Here is a 19,069-nt window from a genome sequence, read left to right as displayed (position 1 = left end):
CTCTAACTGCTCCAGGCTCTCCGTCACCGTGACTTGAAAAGGACGTCCTGTCATCGCCCATCACCTCAAAGAGGACTCTTCTAGTTTGGCGCAGCTTCATATTTGTTTGGTATTAGCTTGTTCATGCCAGGCTTGTAAGGCAATGCGGTGTACTTCACGCCACGGCACATTCTGTTGGCGAGCTGCTTTGGCACAGTCCTCATACTCAGGTTGTGCATTGGAGATCGGTGCGTTTGTGGCAGGGCGAGCTAGCTTGATGCGAATACTGCCATACGGGGTATCTACATGCTCAAAATGACGTTGCAGGATGTGGCGTTGTTGCTGGCTTTGACGGATACCCAGAGTTGTAGTTTCCCGGAATAGAAGGGTTTCACAAACCTCGGCCTGTTCTGGTCGACAAATTACGGTGATCAAGGTGCCCATCCGTGACTTTTTCATCGTAACTGCCTGGGTAAAGACATCTAAAGCCCCTGCGGCGAGGAGGGCTTCTTGGGTGAAGGCGATCGCTTGTGGGCTAACGTCATCCACTTGAGTTTCGAGAACCGTTACCGTTTCAGTACTGGTTGGGTCATGCTCATGGGAGTAATCATGAGCCTGCTCGGAGTCATCGGAGGCATGAGGAGAATGCTCGTGGCTATGCGTATGGCTAGCAGAGTGAGCATGCGGTTGTGTTACTCCGATGGTAGTTCTCTCGGGTTGCCCGCTGTCTACTCTGGTATCGCCAAGCCACAGCCGCAGAATGTTGGGTAACGAGAAGTTGCGTGATCCAGCTCCCAGACCCACTTTAGTTAAACGCATGGGAGGTGGTGCGCCAAACTCATGAGCCAGAGTGGTGACCAGCGCTGCACCTGTGGGTGTGACCATTTCACGCTCGATGCCGTTGCTATAGATAGGCACTTGTCGTTGCTCCCAAAGCTTCAGGACGGCAGGCGCAGGTACCGGTAATCGTCCGTGAGCAGCGCGGATAGTTCCACCACCGATAGGTAAAGCTGAGCAGTAGACAGCATCGACGTTGAGCCAATCCAGCCCCAAGCAGGTGCCCACAATGTCTACAATGGCATCAGTGGCTCCTACCTCATGGAAATGGACATGTTCCATGGTTGTGCCATGAACGGCGGCTTCCGCTTCGGCTAAGCGCCGGAATACGGCCAGGCTCCAGGCTTCTGCCCGAGGAGGCAACCCAGCTTCCTGGATTATTTGCTCAATGTCAGGCAGTCGGCGATTTTTGACAGAAGACCCGACGGGATTGTTGTGGGAATGCTCACTTCCCTGGCCATGCTCATGGTGAACCGTACGAGGATCAGAGGCGGCAAAGGTGGCATATTCATCCCCGTCTCCCCGCAGCAAATCTACATGCACCTTTGTCGCGGCCTGGCCATTACGCATCACGATTTCAGACCACAAGTGAAACTCATCCCCAATGCCCAGGCGCTTCAATTGGTCGCTCAGGTAGTTTAAGGGCACGCCTGCGTGCACCAGGGCTCCCAGACACATATCTCCAGCAATGCCGGTTGGGCACTCAATATAAGCGATCTTCGTCATTGGGCTTAGGGGTGTAGATAAATAGGGTCAGCGTGATTCGGAGTTCAATGCGACCTGCTACTGAAAGCCGGTGTGAAGTGGAATGTGTTCAATCTGATTGTGCCTGAAGCTTCTGTGAGGCAGATGAAACTTAACAGCAGAAATCGGGTGATTTCTGTCATCTTTAAACTATGGCAACAATTTATACCCTCCATCCAGAAACACCGCAAACGCGGAAGGTTGAGCAGATTCGAGAAGCTCTCCAACGGGGAGCGGTTATGCTGTATCCCACTGATACGGTCTATGCCATTGGCTGTGACCTGAACTCAAAGGCAGCAATCGAACGGGTGCGGCAAATTAAACGGCTCTCTAACGAGAAGCCCCTAACGTTTCTCTGCCCCTCGCTGTCCAACATTGCCAGCTATACCTATGTGGCAGATTCATCCTATCGGTTGGTTCGTCGTTTGGTGCCCGGGCCTTACACCTTTCTATTGCCTGCAACGAAGCTGGTTCCTCGGCTAGTTATGAGCCCCAAGCGGAAGACAACGGGGATTCGGGTGCCTGATCATGCCATTTGTCAGGCATTGCTTCAATCTTTGGGAAACCCTGTGATCTCATCATCCGCTCCTGTTCCTGCTGATATGGATCATCGTGATGTCAGTAAGCCAGAGTTATTCGATTTTCTGGGTCCTTTGGTCGATATCGTGATTGACGATGAGGATTCAGTGTTACGTCACGAGGTGTCCACTGTACTCGACTTGACAGGGGAGGAGCCTGTGGTACTCCGCCAAGGGCTGGGCTGGGAGGCGGTAGATGATCTGCCTCTAGCTTTGGAGGTTGGATGAATCATGTTGACCAAAGTTCTGAACTGTCACAGGGTGTCACAGTCAACTCAAGCTCCTAAAAGTGCCCTTGAAGCCTTCAGTTGAAAGAAATGTAGCGATTTAATGCAGACTTATCACATCCCGTCTAATCGGTGTGCCAGTCAACCACCTCAAAAAGTGCCATACCTCTGTCCAGGTCTGCCCGTAGTCCCTCAGAATTGAGATGTAGACAAGTTTGTGGCAGAGAGGCGAAGCGAACTTTCAGTTCCAAATGTCTAGCGCCGCACGACTCAATTCTGTGCATCACCACCAACTTCCGCCATGAACGTCGAACCCGCGAACTTTTCTGATTTTGCTGAATCCGCTGACACACCATCGCAAGATACTCAGCCTACGAGTGATGGGCTAACCCCAGATGATGCGTCCGCTGAGATTGTGTCTGTGGATGACCTCGACAATTCTACTTCTGTCAGCGAACCTGACGAAGCGCTCATGGAAGCGCTGCTTGAAGATTTGCAGAAGACGCTGTCAGTTGCCCCATCTGCTGGTGCCCAGGCGATTGTGCGACGCATCGCAGTCGAAGTAGAGCGTATTTGTGAGAAGAGCGATCGCATTCAAAGCTCTGGCCAGATTAGCACCTGGAAGATGACCCTGGCTCAACATCGGCTTCAGAAAATTCTGGCTTACTACAAGCTAGGTTCTCGACGGGGCCGTGTCGAGTTGCATAGCCATCTGAGTGCTATTGTTTATCGCCATATTTCTCGCAGCCGTGCGCAACTGGGTTTCCAGGGCCGCTATGGATTAATTGAAGATTTCCTGCAAGGGTTTTACATTGAAGTATTAAAAGCGTTTCGTAAAGAAAATAACCTGCCTGAAGACTATTCTCCCCGTTCTCGTTTAGAGCTATCCGAATATATGGCGTTCTCGGAGCAGTACGCCAAGCGCCGGATCAACTTGCCGGGACGACGTAACCAGCAGTTGATTGTGCTGCGGGCTCAAGGCTTTGCTAAACGCCAACCGGAAGAAGCTTCTGTTGACATTGAACTGGCGGTGGAATCGGGCAAGGGCGAAGAAGCCGAAGCCCATAGCCGTTCCCCTGTCGTGCAGCAGGTGCGGGAACAGATGGTGGCTGATGCTGTGGATCCTTCCGATTCTGTGTTGCGCGATCGCGTCATCGGTGAACTCATTCAATACCTTCAATCTCAGGATCAGCAAGACTGCGTTAACTATCTAGTGCTCAAGCTGCAAGATCTGTCGGCTCCTGAAATTGACGATATTCTAAACCTCTCGCCTCGTCAGCGCGATTACCTGCAACAGCGATTTAAGTACCACGTGGAGAAGTTCGCGCGCTCCCAGCGCTGGCAACTGGTTCACCAATGGCTGGGCGCTGACCTCGATCAAAATCTGGGGATGCCTCCCCAAAAGTGGGCTGCTTTCCTGGAAACCCTGCAACCGGAACAACGCCAACTGGTTCAGCTTAAGAGCACCAATGCTGCCGATCAGGCGATCGCCAAAACCCTTCGCTGCACCCCCAAGCAAGTTCACAAGCGTTGGGTCAAGGTGCTGGAACTGGCCTGGCAATTCCGCAACCAGGAGGGCTGACTGACGCCTCAAAAAGAGAGGAGGAGCAAGGCTCCCCTCTTTTTTATTGTTTATTGACTTAGGCGATCGCACGCCGTGCGGCTTTTCAAAAATAAACTGTCTGGTTCTGAGCGCCCAGCGCTATACCTACCTTAAACGTCCAAACCAGGTTTAGGAACTGGGCTCATGGGCCGATCAAACCCGCGACCATCCATATAGATTTCCTGGATGTCTTCGGGGACGAATTCTTCTAATTGACGATAAGCGGCGCGGAGTTGTAGCTTGACCTCTGCCGGAGAGATGTATTCTCCTTCGGCCTGTAAATAAGCAGCGATGCGGGTTTCGCTCCAGTGAAAGGTCTGGGCCATGAGCACGATGAGGCGCTGAATGGGCACAAGCTGGCTGAGAGAGCGCTCCACATAACACCAGAGAGGAGGTGGAGCAGCCTGTAATGAATAGTGGATCGATTCAACGGGAGGGAGGTCGGCCCGGTTGATGCAGACGGCTGTAATGTTGATCAGCCAGGATTGAAGGGTTGAATTTTCACCGGGGAGGGCGTTCAGATCCAGATCGCCCAGTTCATAAAAGATGTGCCGCCAGGTTTGGGCGAAGAGGTAGTCGGCTTGGACGGGCGATCGCGCCGAATGCCGCACAAGCGTATACACCAGTGGGCTATAACGACAAAATATTGCTGTGAAATATTGTCCGGAGTCGGGGTGTCGCTGAAATAACGTCAGCAGCTCCTGATCGCTATAGTGAGAAAGCGACCGAATCAGCGGATGATTCGCTTCTGGAATGGAAGGAACTTGCACAGATTTTGGCCAAAAATCGACGCGACGCTATAGCACCCAATATTACTGAGAAATTAAAAGTTTCCCATCTTTTGTTCCTTATTCTTAAAAGTGTTGGCTTTTAAGACCTAATTGTCATGAAATGACATGAATTTATAGATATAACTCTATGATTGACTGCGAAATCAATACTCAACCTTTAGGCAGACTTATCCTGATGCCAGGAATTTATCATAACTGACGGGCGATCCACGTTAATTTTGCCTCACCTTCAGTCGGTATACTGTTGGGTAAGAATTCTTAGCCCTGATCCTAACGCTCGGTCTAACTACCTATGAACCCAGGGATTGATTTACAAGCAAGCTTTGTCCAGATTCTGGAGCAACTGGGCCTGCCTCACGGAGCAGCCAAGCTCGTCTGGATTCCACTGCCCATGGTCTTAATCGTGGGTGCTGTCACGGTTCTGGCCCTAGTCAGCACCTGGTTAGAACGGAAAATCTCGGCGGCAGCCCAACAGCGGATTGGCCCCGAGTTTATGGGCCCTCAGGGTATGTTGGTGCCCGCCGCAGACGTACTCAAGCTGTTGACAAAAGAGGACGTTTTTCCTGCCAAGACGGATCCCTGGTTGTATGCGATCGCACCCATGCTGGTATTCGTCCCTGTGTTTTTGTCCTACATCATTGTGCCGTTTGGGCAAAACATGTTGATTTCAGACCTGGGCGTCGGGATCTTCCTGTGGGTTTCTCTCTCCAGCATTGCTCCCATTGGGCTGCTGATGGCAGGTTATGCCTCCAATAACAAATATTCGCTGCTGGGGGGGCTGCGGGCCGCCGCTCAGTCCATCAGCTATGAAATTCCTCTGGCACTCTCCATCCTGGCGGTGGTGATGATGTCCAACTCCCTGAGCACCATTGACATCGTTGACCAGCAGGCGGGCTACGGCATCCTGGGCTGGAACATCTGGCGTCAGCCGGTCGGCTTCATCATTTTCTGGATTGCAGCTCTGGCCGAGTGCGAACGGATGCCCTTTGACTTGCCCGAAGCGGAAGAAGAATTGGTAGCGGGTTATCAGACAGAGTATGGCGCTGTGAAGTTCATGCTCTTCTATGCAGGCTCCTATGCCAACCTGGTGCTGTCGGCTCTGCTGTTTGCTGTTCTTTACCTGGGTGGTTGGGAGTCTCCCATTCCCGTGAGCTGGGTCGCCGGTGTGTTGAATGTCAGCGAAACAGAACCCTGGTTCCAGATCATCTCTGCTAGCCTGGGAATTGTGATGACCCTCTTCAAGGCTTACCTGCTGCTGTTCCTGGCGATTTTGCTCCGCTGGACGGTACCCCGGGTGCGAATCGACCAACTGCTTGATTTGGGTTGGAAGTTCTTGCTGCCCATTTCTCTGGTAAACCTGCTGGTTACCGCTGGGTTGAAACTCGCATTTCCTATGGCCTTTGGTGGCTAAGCCAATACATTCATCTGCCGTTCCGACATGCTCTGCAATACCTAAGGAAGAACCATGCTGAAGTTTCTCAAACAGGTTGGGGATTACACCAAAGAGGCGGTGCAGGCTGCGAAGTACATTGGTCAAGGTCTTTCGGTTACCTTCGACCACATGTCTCGCCGTCCTATTACGGTGCAATATCCCTACGAAAAACTAATTCCTTCTGAGCGTTTTCGGGGCCGGATTCACTTCGAATTTGACAAGTGCATTGCCTGCGAAGTGTGCGTCCGCGTATGCCCCATTAACCTGCCCGTAGTGGACTGGGAATTCAACAAAGAAACCAAGAAGAAGAAGCTGAACCACTACAGCATCGACTTCGGGGTCTGTATTTTCTGCGGAAACTGCGTGGAGTACTGCCCCACCAACTGTCTCTCCATGACGGAAGAGTACGAGCTTTGCACCTACGATCGCCACGAACTTAACTATGACAACGTGGCCCTGGGACGCCTTCCCTACAAGGTGACGCAAGACCCGATGGTGACGCCTCTGCGGGAGCTAGCCTACCTGCCCAAGGGTGTTACGGAACCCCACAACCTGCCGAAGGGTTCTCGCCGGGCTGGGCAACTGCCTGAGGAGATCCTCGAAGGTTTGGAATCCAAAACTCCAACAGCTCCGCCTGCGAAGGCTGAGTAATTCTGTGAATCTGTAAAACGAGTTCGAGAACACCAGCAAAGGTAGCGAAGCTATGAATTTAGCAGAGGGCGTTCAAGTTGTATCGTTTGGGGTGCTGGCATTGATGATGCTGGTTACATCCCTGGGCGTTGTGCTCCTGAATAACATTGTTTATTCGGCGTTTCTATTGGGAGCCGTCTTCATTAGTATTTCCGGCTTGTACATCTTGTTGAATGCCGGGTTCGTCGCAGCGGCGCAGATTTTGATCTACGTCGGTGCGGTTAACGTACTGATCCTGTTCGGGATCATGCTTGTAAATAAGCGTCAGCCTTTCCAGCCTGTGCGTAATGCTTGGGTCGGTCAGGCCGCGACGGCAGCTGTTTGCTTTGGCTTGTTTGCCTTGTTGGCAACAACGGTTCTGGCTACTCCCTGGGCACTCTCTTCGGCCCCCATCGCTGGGGATGCAGCTCTGGTTGAGATTGGTAAGCACTTCTTCAGTGACTTCCTGCTGCCCTTTGAGTTGGCGTCGGTGTTGCTGCTGATGGCGCTGATTGGGGCGATCGTTCTGGCTCGCCGTGAGTTCCTGCCGGGTGAGATTGATGAGCGTGCTAATTTGACACTGCCTGAGCGTCCTCGCGAACTAACGACTACGAATCGCCCTTAAGCTTTTTGGGGTGCTACGTGCCCTCAAGAAAAGTCATCTTTTGCTCGAATAGGACTGAAGAAAACCCCCTATGTTGCAACTTCAATACTTCCTTCTGCTGGCAGCCGCTCTTTTCTGTATTGGAATCTATGGCTTGGTGACGAGCCGTAACGCGATTCGAGTATTGATGTCGATTGAACTGCTGCTTAATGCAGTCAACCTCAACCTGATGGCGTTCTCCAACTTCTTGGATCCGTCTGCCATTAAAGGTCAGGTATTCACGGTGTTTGTGATTACCATTGCAGCGGCAGAAGCGGCTGTAGGTTTGGCGATCGTACTGTCTATCTACCGCAACCGCGATACGGTGGATATGGAACAGTTCAACCTTTTGAAGTGGTAATCTGACTTCAATCGGATTGATTGATAATTGACTGATATAAGAATTGGCTCAGTGCTTAGCGCTGAGCCAATTCTTATATTGGGCTTACACTGGAAATGTTCTAGACGCCTTACTGATTAACTGGTGCAATTACAACAGGTCATTATTGCCCACAAATCCGGAGATCCCAATAGTCAGCAGTGGGCCGAGCGATGTGCCCGTGAGCTGGAAGCGAGGGGCGTGCGGGTTCTAGTTGGGCCGAGTGGAGCTAAAGATAACCCCTATCCCGTGTTTTTAGCGTCAGTGACGCATCCGATTGATCTGGCGATCGTGCTGGGCGGTGACGGTACGGTGCTGTCAGCAGCTCGCCACTTATCAGAGGAGGGGATTCCTATTCTGGCGGTCAATGTTGGCGGCCACCTTGGTTTTCTAACCGAATCCCTGGAACTGTTTCAGAATACGGAAAAGGTTTGGGACCGTCTTCTGAGCGATCGCTTTGCAGTACAGCGGCGCATGATGTTGCAGGCCCGTACCTACGAAGGCAGCCGTTCCAATATGGAGCCTATGAGCGATCGCTTCCTCGCTCTTAATGAAATGGCAGTTAAACCTGCCTCGGCTGATCGCATGGTCACCTCTATTCTGGAAATGGAGATCGATGGCGAGGTGGTCGATCAGTACCAGGGGGATGGGCTGATTGTGGCGACTCCAACGGGCTCAACCTCTTACACGGTGGCGGCGAATGGGCCAATTATGCATCCAGGAATGGCGGCGATCGCTGTCACGCCTATTTGCCCTCTCAGCCTCTCCAGTCGTCCGATTGTTCTGCCCCCGGGCTCTGTCGTTAGTATCTGGCCTCTAGCCGATCATGACATGACCACCAAACTATGGATGGATGGGGTGATGGCGACCTCTATCTGGCCGGGGCAACGAGTTGACATTCGTCAGGCAGAATGTCAGGCGCAGTTTATCATTTTGCGTGAAAACTACTCCTACTACCAAACCCTGCGTGAGAAGCTGCTGTGGGCCGGAACTCTAGTGCGCTACAGCAACAATCACCGCAATTGATAGATAGACCCAAAACGAAGTTTGCTGCCCTCTAGGGCAGCAAACTTCGTTTTGAGTATCAGGACTTACGCAAGCCCGCTACCTGTAGTGCATTGTTGTGGGTGCGGAGAACCTCACCCACAACAATGCGTAAGTGCTGAGTATTACTGGCTGATCGGCATGGCTGGATTGAGATGAGCCTCAAAAACTTGCTGGAGGTTTTCAGGTGGGGCCGCCAGGTCGATCGCTTCCATTAGGCCCGATTCGACTAGGCGGTTGGCGCGGTCGTTGCTGCGATCGCCTGCCAAAGCTGCTGCCAAGACATCAGCGGTGCGTCCACTGCCGCTCATTACCAGGACAGGGCGGTTTTCGCGCAAGCTGTTATCCACATCCTGCCAGGCGATCATGCCACCATTGACCAAGACCGTCAGCGAGGGACGTGCCCCCGAGAGAACCGTTGCAACTTTTGCAATCCAGGGGGCCTCGTCGCCCCAAAGCGCACCCGGTACCATCATGAAGTGGGTGTGATGCGGTTCTAGTGGAGCCCCGTCAGGAGGGGCAGGTTGGTCTGGAAAGGCTACCATTGCATGGGCCACGACGCCCAACAGTGGAAAGCTGCCCTGAATATGTTGACGGGCATGGCCCATGAGCTGCATTACACCAGAATCAGTGCCCCCATCCACAACGGTTAACCCTAGCCGCTCCGCTAGGGGCGCGAGGGTGTTGCAGAAAAGCGATCGCAACTGCTCCATCGCCTCCGGTGAAATACCGCTGGCTCCGCCAACCAGCACCAACGTTGAGGAGGGTGGATGCAAGCCAAGCTGCTTCAAGGAGGTCAAAACATCAGAATTACGATGAATGCGAATTGTTTTGGCCTGGTGTCCATTTGGAAAGGCCAGCTCATCAACCTGTTTCATGGAAGGCGGTCTCAACGGCTTCGGGATTAAGGTAAGCAAGGATGAATCATCCTTGAACGGTCACATCTGTAAGGAACCCCGATCGATGAAAAGACGCTGGCCTATGGTTCCTTGGCACCCAGTAAATTAATTCCAGCATGCCCAGAAGGGCTATGGCTCTAACACTAACAACGGTCATAAAGAGCATTAGGCCGGATTGGTATAGCTTTCCGGATTGGTTTCTGTCACGTAGTCTTCTGGAGTTCCAGTATTGGCAGAATGGGGAGAAGTTCCATAGTCTGTGGATGTTCCAAGGTCGCTAGAGGCTGTATATCCAGCAGATGGAAGTTGGGCGGGAGCGGAGTATTCAACAGAAACGGGGTTGGTGTAGTTCGGTGTGCCAGTATTTTGTTCTTCCTTTTTGACCTGTTGTTCATTGATAACCTGAGTGGCGTAAACCTCTACATCCCGTTGAATGATGTCTTCAACTTGTAGGGTAAAAGCCGTGAACGCATCGGCATGAGTTGCAAAACTGGAATAGGAACCCGTCAGTTGCGAAAACTGCCACCCTTGAGCTTTCAATGACTCAACACTACGTCGGTAGTGTCGCCACCGCTCGCCGTAATGGAAAAACTCCTCGACCGTTGAACTAATGGCAACGATGCCTCCTAACCCAATCGTGATGTAGCGAATGACGTTGGATAAATTGCGCTGAGTTTCAGGCAGATTAAGACTAACCAGGATTGGAATAATGACACCACCAATGATAGTGGTTAGACGCAGTCGGTAGTACCAATCCCGAGCTTTTGAGGCACGCCCCTCCATCCAGAGCACCTGATCCATCCAACGCCCACGTAGGTACTGGTTCTGGTTTTCTTTGAGGCCCAATGAATTGAACAGTGTGTCAAATTCGGCTTTGAGTTGTTCGCGATAAGGATCCTGCTTTTGCATAGAAGGTTTTCAGGGGGTAGATGTAGATGACGCTAGAAAGTTGCCAAATTTCTAATTGCAGATCGTGACATTGCCGAAATTTGCTACGTTTAGACAAAAGTATCTTAAAGAAATAACTGATTCTTAGATTACAAAGTGTTTTATGCCTTTGCAAATATCGTTTTCGGTTTGTAATCTTAGCGTTGACAATTCTGCAAGATTCAGAACAATTTGGCTATAAGTCGTAATTTTGCTTAGCTTTTACTTCGTGGAACCAAACCATTAGAACTGCACAGGACGGGAGGTGTGACGCGTACACATCCCACCTCCCATTCTGTATATAAAAACAGTACGAGAAGTTGTTGTTCATTATTCAACATGAAACCCATAACCCTCTTCCTCACCTCATTAGATTAGGAAATGCTGTAGCTTTTTAGACAGCTTCTGAAGTGGGAGTAGGTGTGGAGGCGATCGCCCACACGTTTCCTTTGACTAAGTGTGCTCCAATAACTCTCGTTGGTTTCAGATTTGTGGTTGGTTATTGTGGTGGACCGGGGTATCCCATCCATAGCAAGCCATCCCCGAAGAAACACACTTGTTTCTGACTTATTTCACTAGGTGAAATTGGGAACAGTTTCGCCCAGTGAGGAACACAGATCTGAAATACCAACCTGATTTTTCCTGTATCGACCTTTAAGAGGCTTATGTCTGCTGAGTATTACGCTTCCGATTATCCGCGCGACTTAATTGGTTATGGTCGCTATGCTCCCCATCCTCAATGGCCCGATGAAGCCCGTATTGCGGTGCAGTTTGTCATCAACTACGAGGAGGGGAGTGAAAACTGCATTCTGCATGGAGATCCCGGCTCCGAAACTTTCCTATCAGAAAGTGTAGGGGCTCAATCTCTGCTTGGTGTTCGCAATATGAACATGGAATCCATGTATGAGTATGGCAGCCGGGCTGGTTTCTGGCGCTTACATCGACTCTTTACAGGGCGAGGGTTGCCGGTCACGGTGTATGGAGTAGCGATGGCGATGGCCCGCAATCCTGAGGCAGTAGCGGCCATGAATGAAGCAGACTGGGAGATTGCCAGCCACGGCTATCGCTGGATTGACTATCAATACATTGGTGAAGAAACCGAACGGGAGCACATTCGCAAAGCTATTGAGCTGCATACCCAAGTCACCGGAAGTCGACCGTTGGGTTTTTATCAGGGGCGGATCAGTCCCAACACGCGGCGACTTGTGGTTGAGGAGGGTGGTTTCCTGTATGACGCTGACAGCTATGCCGATGATTTGCCCTACTGGGTGTATGACTATGGGCGACCTCATCTGGTCATCCCTTACACCCTGGATACGAATGACATGCGATTTGCCACCTATGCTGGATTTAATTCAGGGGACCAATTTTTTGCTTATCTACGCGACGCCTTTGACACGTTGTACGCCGAAGGGCAAGATGCTCCCAAAATGCTGAGCATTGGCCTGCACTGCCGTTTAGTGGGTCGGCCCGCTCGTACAGCTGCTCTGGCTCGGTTTCTCGATTATGTGCAGCAACACGATCGCGTTTGGGTATGTCGGCGGGTCGATATTGCACGACACTGGCACGCCCACCATCCACCGCAATAAAGGTTCAGCCTTTTGGCGTGTGCTTTGCGCACGCCAAAAGGCCCTTAAACCGGACTCAGGTTAACAAAACTACGCGAGGTCTGTCCAAGATAGGATTTCCAGGGAAATCCAGGCCATGCTTTGATGAAACCTCTAAAATGATCAATAGATGTGTGCGATTTAGGTTGTTGCTCTTCAGGTTGGGAAATCTATGTCGGTTTTTGCGGCGATCGCAGTTCTTGCCTTGTTAATTGTGGTTCATGAGCTAGGGCACTTCCTGGCCGCTCGGCTTCAGGGAATTCATGTTAACCGCTTTTCCATTGGCTTTGGGCCAATCCTCTGGAAGTACCAGGGGCCTGAAACCGAGTATGCGATCCGCGCCTTTCCCCTGGGTGGCTTTGTGGGCTTTCCCGATGAAGACCCCGATAGCACCATTCCTGATAATGATCCCAACTTGCTGAAGAACCGCCCTGTGATTGATCGGGCGATCGTTATCAGTGCGGGGGTGATTGCCAACTTACTTTTCGCCTATTTGGTGTTTGCAACGCAAGTAGGGGTTGTGGGTGTTCAACAACCGCACTTTGAACCGGGGGTATTAATTTCTCGAGTGACATCTACCGATGTACCCGCTGCTCAGGCAGGCTTGAAAGATGGTGACTTAATTCTGGCGGTGGATGATCTTGTTCTAGGAGAAGGGCAAGAGGCAAATAGTCAATTTAGAGAGATTATCCTAGACAGCCCGAACAAATCGCTTAGCCTCAGAGTGCAACGGGACGATCGCCAATTCGACCTGCAAGTGACTCCCCGTTCCAACGACAAAGGTGATGGCATTATTGGCACTGAATTGCGGCCTAATGGCTCCATCGATTTCCGTCGTCCCCATAGCCTGTTTGAAGTTCTCAGTGAAAGTGCTCGTCAGTTTCAGATCGCTGTGATCATGACGGCACGAGGCTTCTTTACCCTGATTACCAACTTCGCTGCCGTGGCCGATCAGGTGGCTGGCCCTGTCAAGATTGTTGAGCAGGGAGCCGCGATGGCAGCGAACAACCTGGCCAGCCTGTTCCCTTTTACAGCCATTATCAGTATCAACCTGGCTATCATTAATATCCTGCCTCTCCCGGCTCTAGATGGTGGTCAACTGGCGTTTCTGCTGATTGAGGCTGTGCGGGGTAAGCCACTGCCAAGCCGTTTTCAGGAAAACGTTATGCAGACTGGATTGGTACTGCTACTGGGCTTAGGTATTTTCCTGATCGTGCGCGATACAACACAATTGGGTGTGGTACAAAAGCTATTTCAGTAAGGGCTAGTGTTCTGTCAATGTTCACGTGTTGGGTATCGGACACTTGAACATTAAATTTAAGAATTTTTTGACGGGTCTTTGACCCGTCAAAAAGTTTTAAAGGAATACTAATGCTCAGGATTTGATTCGTTCACTTTTCAATCAGCGAGGCGATCGCCCCCTATGACTACCACTCGTCGACGGGCGTCTAAGAAGCAGCGGGCGCTGGAGATTCTGTTGCGCCTCAAACGCCTGTATCCTGATGCAACCTGCTCACTGGATTATCAAACTCCTGTGCAGCTCCTGGTGGCAACCATTCTGTCGGCTCAATGCACTGATGAGCGTGTCAACATGGTAACGCCAGCTCTATTTAGTTGCTTTCCCGATGCTCCTGCCCTGGCGTCTGCTGATCCTGCTGAGTTAGAGATGCTGGTCAAATCCACGGGTTTCTACCGCAATAAGGCTAAAAATATTCAGGGAGCCTGTCGCCGGATTGTGACCGAGTACGGCGGTGAGGTGCCTCAGCGGATGGAAGATCTGCTGACGCTGCCCGGAGTTGCCCGAAAAACGGCGAACGTGGTGCTAGCTCATGCCTTTGGGATTAATGCCGGGGTTACGGTAGATACCCATGTGAAACGGCTGACCAATCGCTTTGGTTTAACCAAGGAGAGTGACCCAGTCAAGATTGAGCGAGATTTGATGAAGCTCATCCCGCAACCGGATTGGGAGAACTGGTCCATTCGAGTGATCTATCATGGGCGAGCTGTGTGCAATGCGCGGAATCCAGCGTGCGATCGCTGTGCTCTTGCAGACCTCTGCCCTTCTGTTGATTTAGTAAAAGTGGCAGCGGCCACAGTCCCCCAATACGAAACAGAACACTAAGGTTGAAGGGTTGATGCTCAGCATCAACCCTTCAACCAGAATCACCAACGCAGCTAAAGACCCGCCTAATGGTGGGAATGGTGGCTTTGCCATCACTTCCCCAAATATGGGAATTTCTAAAGGTTGATTAGACCGCAGCAGCTACTGGGGCGGGTTCGTAGAGATATTCAAACCAGTTACCATCAGGGTCACGACCATAGAACGAAGCCGTTCCATCACGATGTTCGTGAATTTGAGTGACGTGAACTCCTTCAGCCTTTAGCTTTTCATAAGCGCGATCGACTTCGCCGCGATCGTTGAAGATAAAACCAAAGTGTGGACCCGACTGGGAATAGTGAGGGCTGAGCAATGCCAAACCATCATCTCCAGCTTTCAGGTAAGCCCAATCGGGGTCTTTCCACACCAACTCCATCCCCAGGTTCTGGTAAAACTCAGCTGCTTTGTCTAAATCCTGCACACAAATGGCTACGTGCCCTAAACGCTTCAACATAGGTTCTCGTTCCCTGCCACAACAAACGTCTCTCTTTCATTCTAGAGACATGAAATAACCTGTTCTAAGAACACCTCAGTTCGGGTTAAGGGCTTTTTCGAGTGCTGCGCTTCGCGCGGCACTCGAAAAAGCCCATTATTGCGTGCGCATCGTGCACGCAATAATGGGCGGTTCGGCTTATCCCGAACTGACGTTAAGAACCTATTCGAGTTAATCTCTGGGGAGCCATTGGGGAAAGGGTTGAACAAACTGGTTGAGGGAAATGAGATGAATGCGGGGATCTTGGCGAGCCGTCTGGCGATCGCCCGATGTGTTATATCCCCAATTCGCTAAAAATAGCTCCACATCTTCTAAATCTGAATCCCCTTTAATCTTGTGTAGAGTCTGCGCCCGATCTTCTACAAACCAGATTCGTACCGGCCCAGAGTCCGCAAAGCGCTGGCGCAGGTCGCGCAATGTCTGGGATTTTGGTTGACGGATTTCCTTCCCAATCACGTGATCCTCAGGAAAATCAACTCCACCCTGACCTAAGAGTTGCCGAATAAATCGGCCCTCCTTCGTACTGACAATAAATACAGGAAGGCCATTGCTCATCGTCTGCCTGAGGCGATCGCACACCCCCGGGTAAAACTTCTGAAGTCGAAGCCAACCTTCCACATCTGTGGAAATCCACTCGTCTCGGGTGCCATCGACGGCGGCTCCTAGCTCTGCGGCTGTCAGACCTTCTTTCTCTAGAAGTCGTTGGACGATGCCATTCCAATCAGCCAAAGCTTCTGCTTCGGAGATACCATTAAGCAGTGCTCGCAATGCTAATGGCATTTCCCATCCCGTTTCTACCAGGGGCCGCAATCGAGCAAAGGCTCCCCGCAGATGCTCGGGGAGGGTTTGGTCGGCAGGGGTCCAGATTTGACAGTAGGCGCGCCAGGCCGTCACAAAATATTCGGCCATACCGTCGCACAGCACCCCATCGAAATCGAGGGCAAGAAGTGTCGGTTCTGTTTTAACGGATTGAATCATGATGGCTCATCGTGCAATGCCGTCAGTTTAGCCTAGCCGAATGGCTCCTTTGGTTCTCTAGAATTTTGTTCAAAAACTTTCCGAAGGATCTCTGGTTCTTCGGAAAGTTTCTGAACAAAATTCTAGAGATATCAGGCTGGAATTGAGGCAGCAGGCTCTCCCCGCAACAGATCGCGGATGGTTTCGGCATAGTCGCGGAATCGGCTCTGGCGTTTGATGTGATAATTGCGATCGCCTGGCAGATCAATCACGATCTCTTGCTGCACTGTACCCGGATGAGCCGTCAACACATAAATACGCTGAGCTAGAAACACAGCCTCTTCCACATCGTGGGTGATCATCAGAATCGAGGTGTTGGTTTGTTGCCAAACCTCTAGCAAGAACTGCTGCATGGTTTCCTTCGTCTGCACATCCAGCGCACCGAACGGTTCATCCATGAGGAGAATTTTGGGCTGGGAAGCTAGAGCACGGGCGATCGCCACCCGCTGTTTCATCCCTCCCGACAGCTCCTTGGGCAGAGACTTCGCAAACTTAGTGAGCCCCACCACATCCAGGTAATAGCGCACCCGTTCCCGTTGTTCAGCCACAGGTAGATGGCGCAGCTTCAGACCAAATCCAACGTTATCCGCCACAGTCATCCAGGGATACAAACTGTAGTTCTGGAACACCATGCCGCGATCGGCACCGGGGCCAATAACCTTCAATCCATCCACCCGCACCTCACCCATTGTCGGCTGCTCCAAACCAGCAATGATTCGCAGTAACGTGGATTTCCCCGAACCTGAAGCCCCAACGGCGCAAACGAACTCTCCCCCTTCCACATGCAGGCTGATGTCATCTAATGCCACCAAACGGCTGTTGCGAGACGAGAAATGCTTCGAGACGTGGTTGACTTCAAGGTGCATAGTCGTGTCCTGCAATGAAAAGAAAATCGTCTGTTTCCAAAATTTTGTAAGGGCCGGTTTAGTAACAAGGTTCATGGAAGAACCAGGGATTCGGGGCAAAACCTGTCCTGTTCGGAGTTATCGCCAACGACAGGTTGACCGCAATAACCAGCGGAACAACAGGTCGATCGTCAGCCCAATTAACCCAATCACAATCAACCCAGCAAAAATTTCGTCGGTGTGGAGAAACCGTTGAGCAATGCTGATGCGCTTACCCAAACCCTCAGTCGCCGCCACCAATTCCGCTACAATCACCAGGTTCCACGAAGCCGCCATATTGACCCGGCCGGCATCGAGAATACTGGGGTAGATGTAAGGAAATATCACCTGAAAGAACACCTGAGATCGCTTACCCCCAAGGGTATAGGTGGTTTCAATCAACTCCTTTGGCACGAACTTCACAGAGTCCATCACCATCAGCGTGTTAAAAAACAGCGTGCCAATGAAGATGAGGAGAATTTTGGGAACTTCCCCCAGACCAAAGTAGAGAATGAGCAGGGGAATGAAGGCTGGAGCGGGCATGTAGCGAACGATGCCGATGATGGGTTCGAGGAGCGATCGCACACTCGCAAACGTTCCCATCAGTGTTCCTAACGGGATTGAAATAGCGGCGGCTAGCAAGAATCCGCACAGCACCCGAAACAGACTGAAGCCAATGTCCTTCGGTAGCGTACCATCACTCCAGAGTCGCACAAACGCTGTCCATACCTGAGCCGGGGTCGGCAGAAAGAGTGATACATCTTGCCCATTGCTGAGAAACCCTGAAATCACCGCCCACAATACCAAAGGAACCGTGATAGATAGGACAACTAAAATTAGGGTCAATCGAGCAGGAATGGCTTCAGCAATGCGCCAGAAGACCGTAGGAGGGAGCATGTCAGGCGATCGCCCATCCGACTTGGCAGCCGAAATGGATGAGACTGAATCCGGTGAGGTGGTCATAGAGCAGAGAGAAGAGATTGGAAGGATGGCTAGGAGCGAGGAAGCACTACGAGAAACTGCACATCTCTTGTCTCGATTCTCGTAGTGCTCAGGGTCCTAAGTCTGTGCCTTATAAGCTTTTACGAAGCGATCGTCAAAGAGCTGAGTGAGGTCGGGAGCCTGCTTAAGCAACCCAGCTTCCTGAAGAAACTTAGAAATTTGCTCCGCCGCGTAGGGTAGGGAAGTCATATCACTACCAGGCTCCAGCGCTTTCAAGTTGTCCTCGGCTGAGAAAATCGTGGTACCGGCGTCGTACTCTTTGTAATCATCAACGCTGACTCCGGCCCGCTTGCTCATGATGTCGATCGCTTTGTCCCCATTCTGTTTGATGTGATCCAGAGTGGCGAACCAACTGTTGACGAGAGCTTGCACCGTGTCAGGCTGTTCTTCGACCAATTTGCGCTGCACAACCAGATGGTCAGAAATAGCACCTGGAAAGTCTTTGGAGGTGAACAGTACTTTACTGCCAGGGCGTTCTAATGCCTGAGTTGTGAAGGGCGCGAAAACTCCCACGGCATCTAGCTGGCCAGCCACGAAGGCAGCAGCAGCAGCTCCTGTTTCCAGTGGTTGAAAGTCAATATCCGCTTGAGTCATCCCAGCTTTTTGCAATCCCAGCAGTAATAGGAAGTGATCCACTGTCCCTTCTTCTGCCGCGACTTTTTTACCGCGCAGATCTTCGATCGAGTTAATGCCTTCGCGGGCAATAATCTGGTCGTTGCCGGTAGAGTTGTCATTAGTTAATACAATGACTACGTCCGCACCAGCGGCTACAATGCTCAGCGTGTCGTTGAGGGTTTGACTGTTGCCATCTAGCTGCCCGGCTGATAATGCGTTGATGGAATCGAGATAGCCATCAAACCAGGTGAGATTCACGTTCACTTTGTTCTGCTCAAAAATCCCTTCCTCTTCAGCAACCTGCCAGGGGAACCAGCCGGGCCAGGCACTAAAGCCAATAGCAACGGGGCCACTAGCCGATGCTTCAGATGAGGTTGAGCCGGAACTGCCTGAGTTGGGAGTACAACTGACGGCAACAAACAAACCAAACAGGAAAACAAACGCGAACGAGAGTAATCTACGCAGTTTCATGGTGGGTTGGTTCCAGAGTTAAATAATCAAAAATTGGGGGCCAGGTGCTTAAGCCTCTTGTCTGATCAAA

19 protein-coding genes are annotated in these 19,069 nt (G+C 51.4%); 10 read left to right on the top strand and 9 right to left on the bottom strand.

Going from position 1 to position 19,069, the window contains the following annotated elements; translation table 11 throughout:
- Positions 1-96: 96 nt before the first annotated feature.
- Positions 97-1,542, bottom strand: coding sequence for a nickel pincer cofactor biosynthesis protein LarC (larC, locus tag H6F91_RS06205; RefSeq protein WP_190770478.1), 1,446 nt, complete (start codon positions 1,540-1,542; stop codon positions 97-99).
- 170 nt (positions 1,543-1,712) lie between these two features.
- Here larC and H6F91_RS06200 point away from each other — a divergent pair, with 170 nt between their 5' ends.
- Positions 1,713-2,366: an L-threonylcarbamoyladenylate synthase gene (locus H6F91_RS06200; RefSeq protein WP_190770477.1), complete on the top strand. Its 654-nt coding sequence runs from the start codon at positions 1,713-1,715 to the stop codon at positions 2,364-2,366.
- 300 nt (positions 2,367-2,666) lie between these two features.
- On the top strand, positions 2,667-3,947 hold the full coding sequence (locus H6F91_RS06195; RefSeq protein ID WP_190770476.1) for a HetZ-related protein: 1,281 nt from the start codon (positions 2,667-2,669) through the stop codon (positions 3,945-3,947).
- Between the two features lie 131 nt (positions 3,948-4,078).
- Here H6F91_RS06195 and H6F91_RS06190 read toward each other — a convergent pair whose 3' ends face one another.
- A complete protein-coding gene (locus H6F91_RS06190) occupies positions 4,079-4,738 on the bottom strand; it encodes a sigma-70 family RNA polymerase sigma factor (RefSeq protein ID WP_190770475.1) in 660 nt (219 codons plus the stop codon).
- 313 nt (positions 4,739-5,051) lie between these two features.
- Here H6F91_RS06190 and nuoH point away from each other — a divergent pair, with 313 nt between their 5' ends.
- The 5 genes from nuoH (at position 5,052) to H6F91_RS06165 (ending at position 8,908) form a co-directional block, all read left to right on the top strand.
- A complete protein-coding gene (gene nuoH / locus H6F91_RS06185; protein ID WP_190770474.1) occupies positions 5,052-6,170 on the top strand; it encodes an NADH-quinone oxidoreductase subunit NuoH in 1,119 nt (372 codons plus the stop codon).
- Between the two features lie 57 nt (positions 6,171-6,227).
- Positions 6,228-6,842 (top strand): NAD(P)H-quinone oxidoreductase subunit I, encoded by a 615-nt coding sequence (ndhI, locus tag H6F91_RS06180; protein WP_190770482.1) that lies wholly within the window; start codon positions 6,228-6,230, stop codon positions 6,840-6,842.
- A gap of 52 nt (positions 6,843-6,894) precedes the next feature.
- On the top strand, positions 6,895-7,485 hold the full coding sequence (locus H6F91_RS06175; protein ID WP_190770473.1) for an NADH-quinone oxidoreductase subunit J: 591 nt from the start codon (positions 6,895-6,897) through the stop codon (positions 7,483-7,485).
- Positions 7,486-7,558: 73 nt separating this feature from the next.
- Positions 7,559-7,864 carry an NADH-quinone oxidoreductase subunit NuoK gene (gene nuoK / locus H6F91_RS06170; protein ID WP_190770481.1) on the top strand — a complete coding sequence of 102 codons (306 nt, stop codon included), beginning with the start codon at positions 7,559-7,561 and terminating at the stop codon, positions 7,862-7,864.
- Between the two features lie 123 nt (positions 7,865-7,987).
- A complete protein-coding gene (locus H6F91_RS06165; protein ID WP_190770472.1) occupies positions 7,988-8,908 on the top strand; it encodes an NAD(+) kinase in 921 nt (306 codons plus the stop codon).
- Positions 8,909-9,051: 143 nt separating this feature from the next.
- Here the strand turns inward: H6F91_RS06165 and H6F91_RS06160 are convergent, their stop codons facing one another.
- Together H6F91_RS06160 and H6F91_RS06155 are read right to left on the bottom strand one after the other, a co-directional pair.
- On the bottom strand, positions 9,052-9,804 hold the full coding sequence (locus tag H6F91_RS06160) for a hypothetical protein (protein ID WP_190770471.1): 753 nt from the start codon (positions 9,802-9,804) through the stop codon (positions 9,052-9,054).
- A gap of 186 nt (positions 9,805-9,990) precedes the next feature.
- Positions 9,991-10,734, bottom strand: coding sequence for a DUF4231 domain-containing protein (locus tag H6F91_RS06155; protein ID WP_190770470.1), 744 nt, complete (start codon positions 10,732-10,734; stop codon positions 9,991-9,993).
- A 683-nt stretch (positions 10,735-11,417) separates the two neighbouring features.
- Here H6F91_RS06155 and puuE point away from each other — a divergent pair.
- From puuE to nth, 3 genes are all read left to right on the top strand, one after another.
- A complete protein-coding gene (gene puuE, locus H6F91_RS06150) occupies positions 11,418-12,341 on the top strand; it encodes an allantoinase PuuE (protein ID WP_190770469.1) in 924 nt (307 codons plus the stop codon).
- A 190-nt stretch (positions 12,342-12,531) separates the two neighbouring features.
- A complete protein-coding gene (rseP, locus tag H6F91_RS06145) occupies positions 12,532-13,620 on the top strand; it encodes an RIP metalloprotease RseP (protein WP_190770468.1) in 1,089 nt (362 codons plus the stop codon).
- A 162-nt stretch (positions 13,621-13,782) separates the two neighbouring features.
- On the top strand, positions 13,783-14,481 hold the full coding sequence (gene nth / locus H6F91_RS06140; RefSeq protein ID WP_190770467.1) for an endonuclease III: 699 nt from the start codon (positions 13,783-13,785) through the stop codon (positions 14,479-14,481).
- A gap of 127 nt (positions 14,482-14,608) precedes the next feature.
- Here nth and H6F91_RS06135 read toward each other — a convergent pair whose 3' ends face one another.
- The 5 genes from H6F91_RS06135 to H6F91_RS06115 all read right to left on the bottom strand — a co-directional run bounded on the left by H6F91_RS06135 (position 14,609) and on the right by H6F91_RS06115 (position 18,999).
- Positions 14,609-14,971, bottom strand: a complete 363-nt coding sequence (locus H6F91_RS06135) for a VOC family protein (protein ID WP_190770466.1) — start codon at positions 14,969-14,971, stop codon at positions 14,609-14,611.
- Between the two features lie 210 nt (positions 14,972-15,181).
- Positions 15,182-15,988 (bottom strand): HAD family hydrolase, encoded by an 807-nt coding sequence (locus H6F91_RS06130; protein WP_190770465.1) that lies wholly within the window; start codon positions 15,986-15,988, stop codon positions 15,182-15,184.
- Positions 15,989-16,119: 131 nt separating this feature from the next.
- A complete protein-coding gene (locus H6F91_RS06125) occupies positions 16,120-16,893 on the bottom strand; it encodes an ABC transporter ATP-binding protein (protein WP_190770464.1) in 774 nt (257 codons plus the stop codon).
- Positions 16,894-17,010: 117 nt separating this feature from the next.
- The gene (locus H6F91_RS06120) at positions 17,011-17,808 is read right to left on the bottom strand and encodes an ABC transporter permease (protein WP_347280013.1); all 798 of its coding nucleotides are present in this window, start codon (positions 17,806-17,808) and stop codon (positions 17,011-17,013) included.
- A gap of 162 nt (positions 17,809-17,970) precedes the next feature.
- On the bottom strand, positions 17,971-18,999 hold the full coding sequence (locus H6F91_RS06115; RefSeq protein ID WP_190770462.1) for an ABC transporter substrate-binding protein: 1,029 nt from the start codon (positions 18,997-18,999) through the stop codon (positions 17,971-17,973).
- Positions 19,000-19,069 lie beyond the last annotated feature (70 nt).

Source organism: Leptolyngbya sp. FACHB-8 (genome assembly GCF_014695575.1).
Classification (GTDB): Bacteria; Cyanobacteriota; Cyanobacteriia; order Elainellales; family Elainellaceae; genus Vacuolonema.
Note: the sequence above shows the minus strand (reverse complement) of the source record. Positions and strands in the feature narration are given on the sequence as shown.

Excerpts from the sequence above, each read along its gene's own strand:
- H6F91_RS06115 (WP_190770462.1), bottom strand. The coding sequence starts at position 18,999 with ATGAAACTGCGTAGATTACTCTCGTTCGCGTTTGTTTTCCTGTTTGGT.
- H6F91_RS06160 (WP_190770471.1), bottom strand. The coding sequence starts at position 9,804 with ATGAAACAGGTTGATGAGCTGGCCTTTCCAAATGGACACCAGGCCAAA.
- H6F91_RS06120 (WP_347280013.1), bottom strand. The coding sequence starts at position 17,808 with ATGCTCCCTCCTACGGTCTTCTGGCGCATTGCTGAAGCCATTCCTGCT.
- H6F91_RS06125 (WP_190770464.1), bottom strand. The coding sequence starts at position 16,893 with ATGCACCTTGAAGTCAACCACGTCTCGAAGCATTTCTCGTCTCGCAAC.
- larC (WP_190770478.1), bottom strand. The coding sequence starts at position 1,542 with ATGACGAAGATCGCTTATATTGAGTGCCCAACCGGCATTGCTGGAGAT.
- puuE (WP_190770469.1), top strand. The coding sequence starts at position 11,418 with ATGTCTGCTGAGTATTACGCTTCCGATTATCCGCGCGACTTAATTGGT.
- H6F91_RS06135 (WP_190770466.1), bottom strand. The coding sequence starts at position 14,971 with ATGTTGAAGCGTTTAGGGCACGTAGCCATTTGTGTGCAGGATTTAGAC.
- nuoH (WP_190770474.1), top strand. The coding sequence starts at position 5,052 with ATGAACCCAGGGATTGATTTACAAGCAAGCTTTGTCCAGATTCTGGAG.
- H6F91_RS06155 (WP_190770470.1), bottom strand. The coding sequence starts at position 10,734 with ATGCAAAAGCAGGATCCTTATCGCGAACAACTCAAAGCCGAATTTGAC.
- H6F91_RS06200 (WP_190770477.1), top strand. The coding sequence starts at position 1,713 with ATGGCAACAATTTATACCCTCCATCCAGAAACACCGCAAACGCGGAAG.
- H6F91_RS06175 (WP_190770473.1), top strand. The coding sequence starts at position 6,895 with ATGAATTTAGCAGAGGGCGTTCAAGTTGTATCGTTTGGGGTGCTGGCA.
- nth (WP_190770467.1), top strand. The coding sequence starts at position 13,783 with ATGACTACCACTCGTCGACGGGCGTCTAAGAAGCAGCGGGCGCTGGAG.
- H6F91_RS06195 (WP_190770476.1), top strand. The coding sequence starts at position 2,667 with ATGAACGTCGAACCCGCGAACTTTTCTGATTTTGCTGAATCCGCTGAC.
- H6F91_RS06130 (WP_190770465.1), bottom strand. The coding sequence starts at position 15,988 with ATGATTCAATCCGTTAAAACAGAACCGACACTTCTTGCCCTCGATTTC.
- rseP (WP_190770468.1), top strand. The coding sequence starts at position 12,532 with ATGTCGGTTTTTGCGGCGATCGCAGTTCTTGCCTTGTTAATTGTGGTT.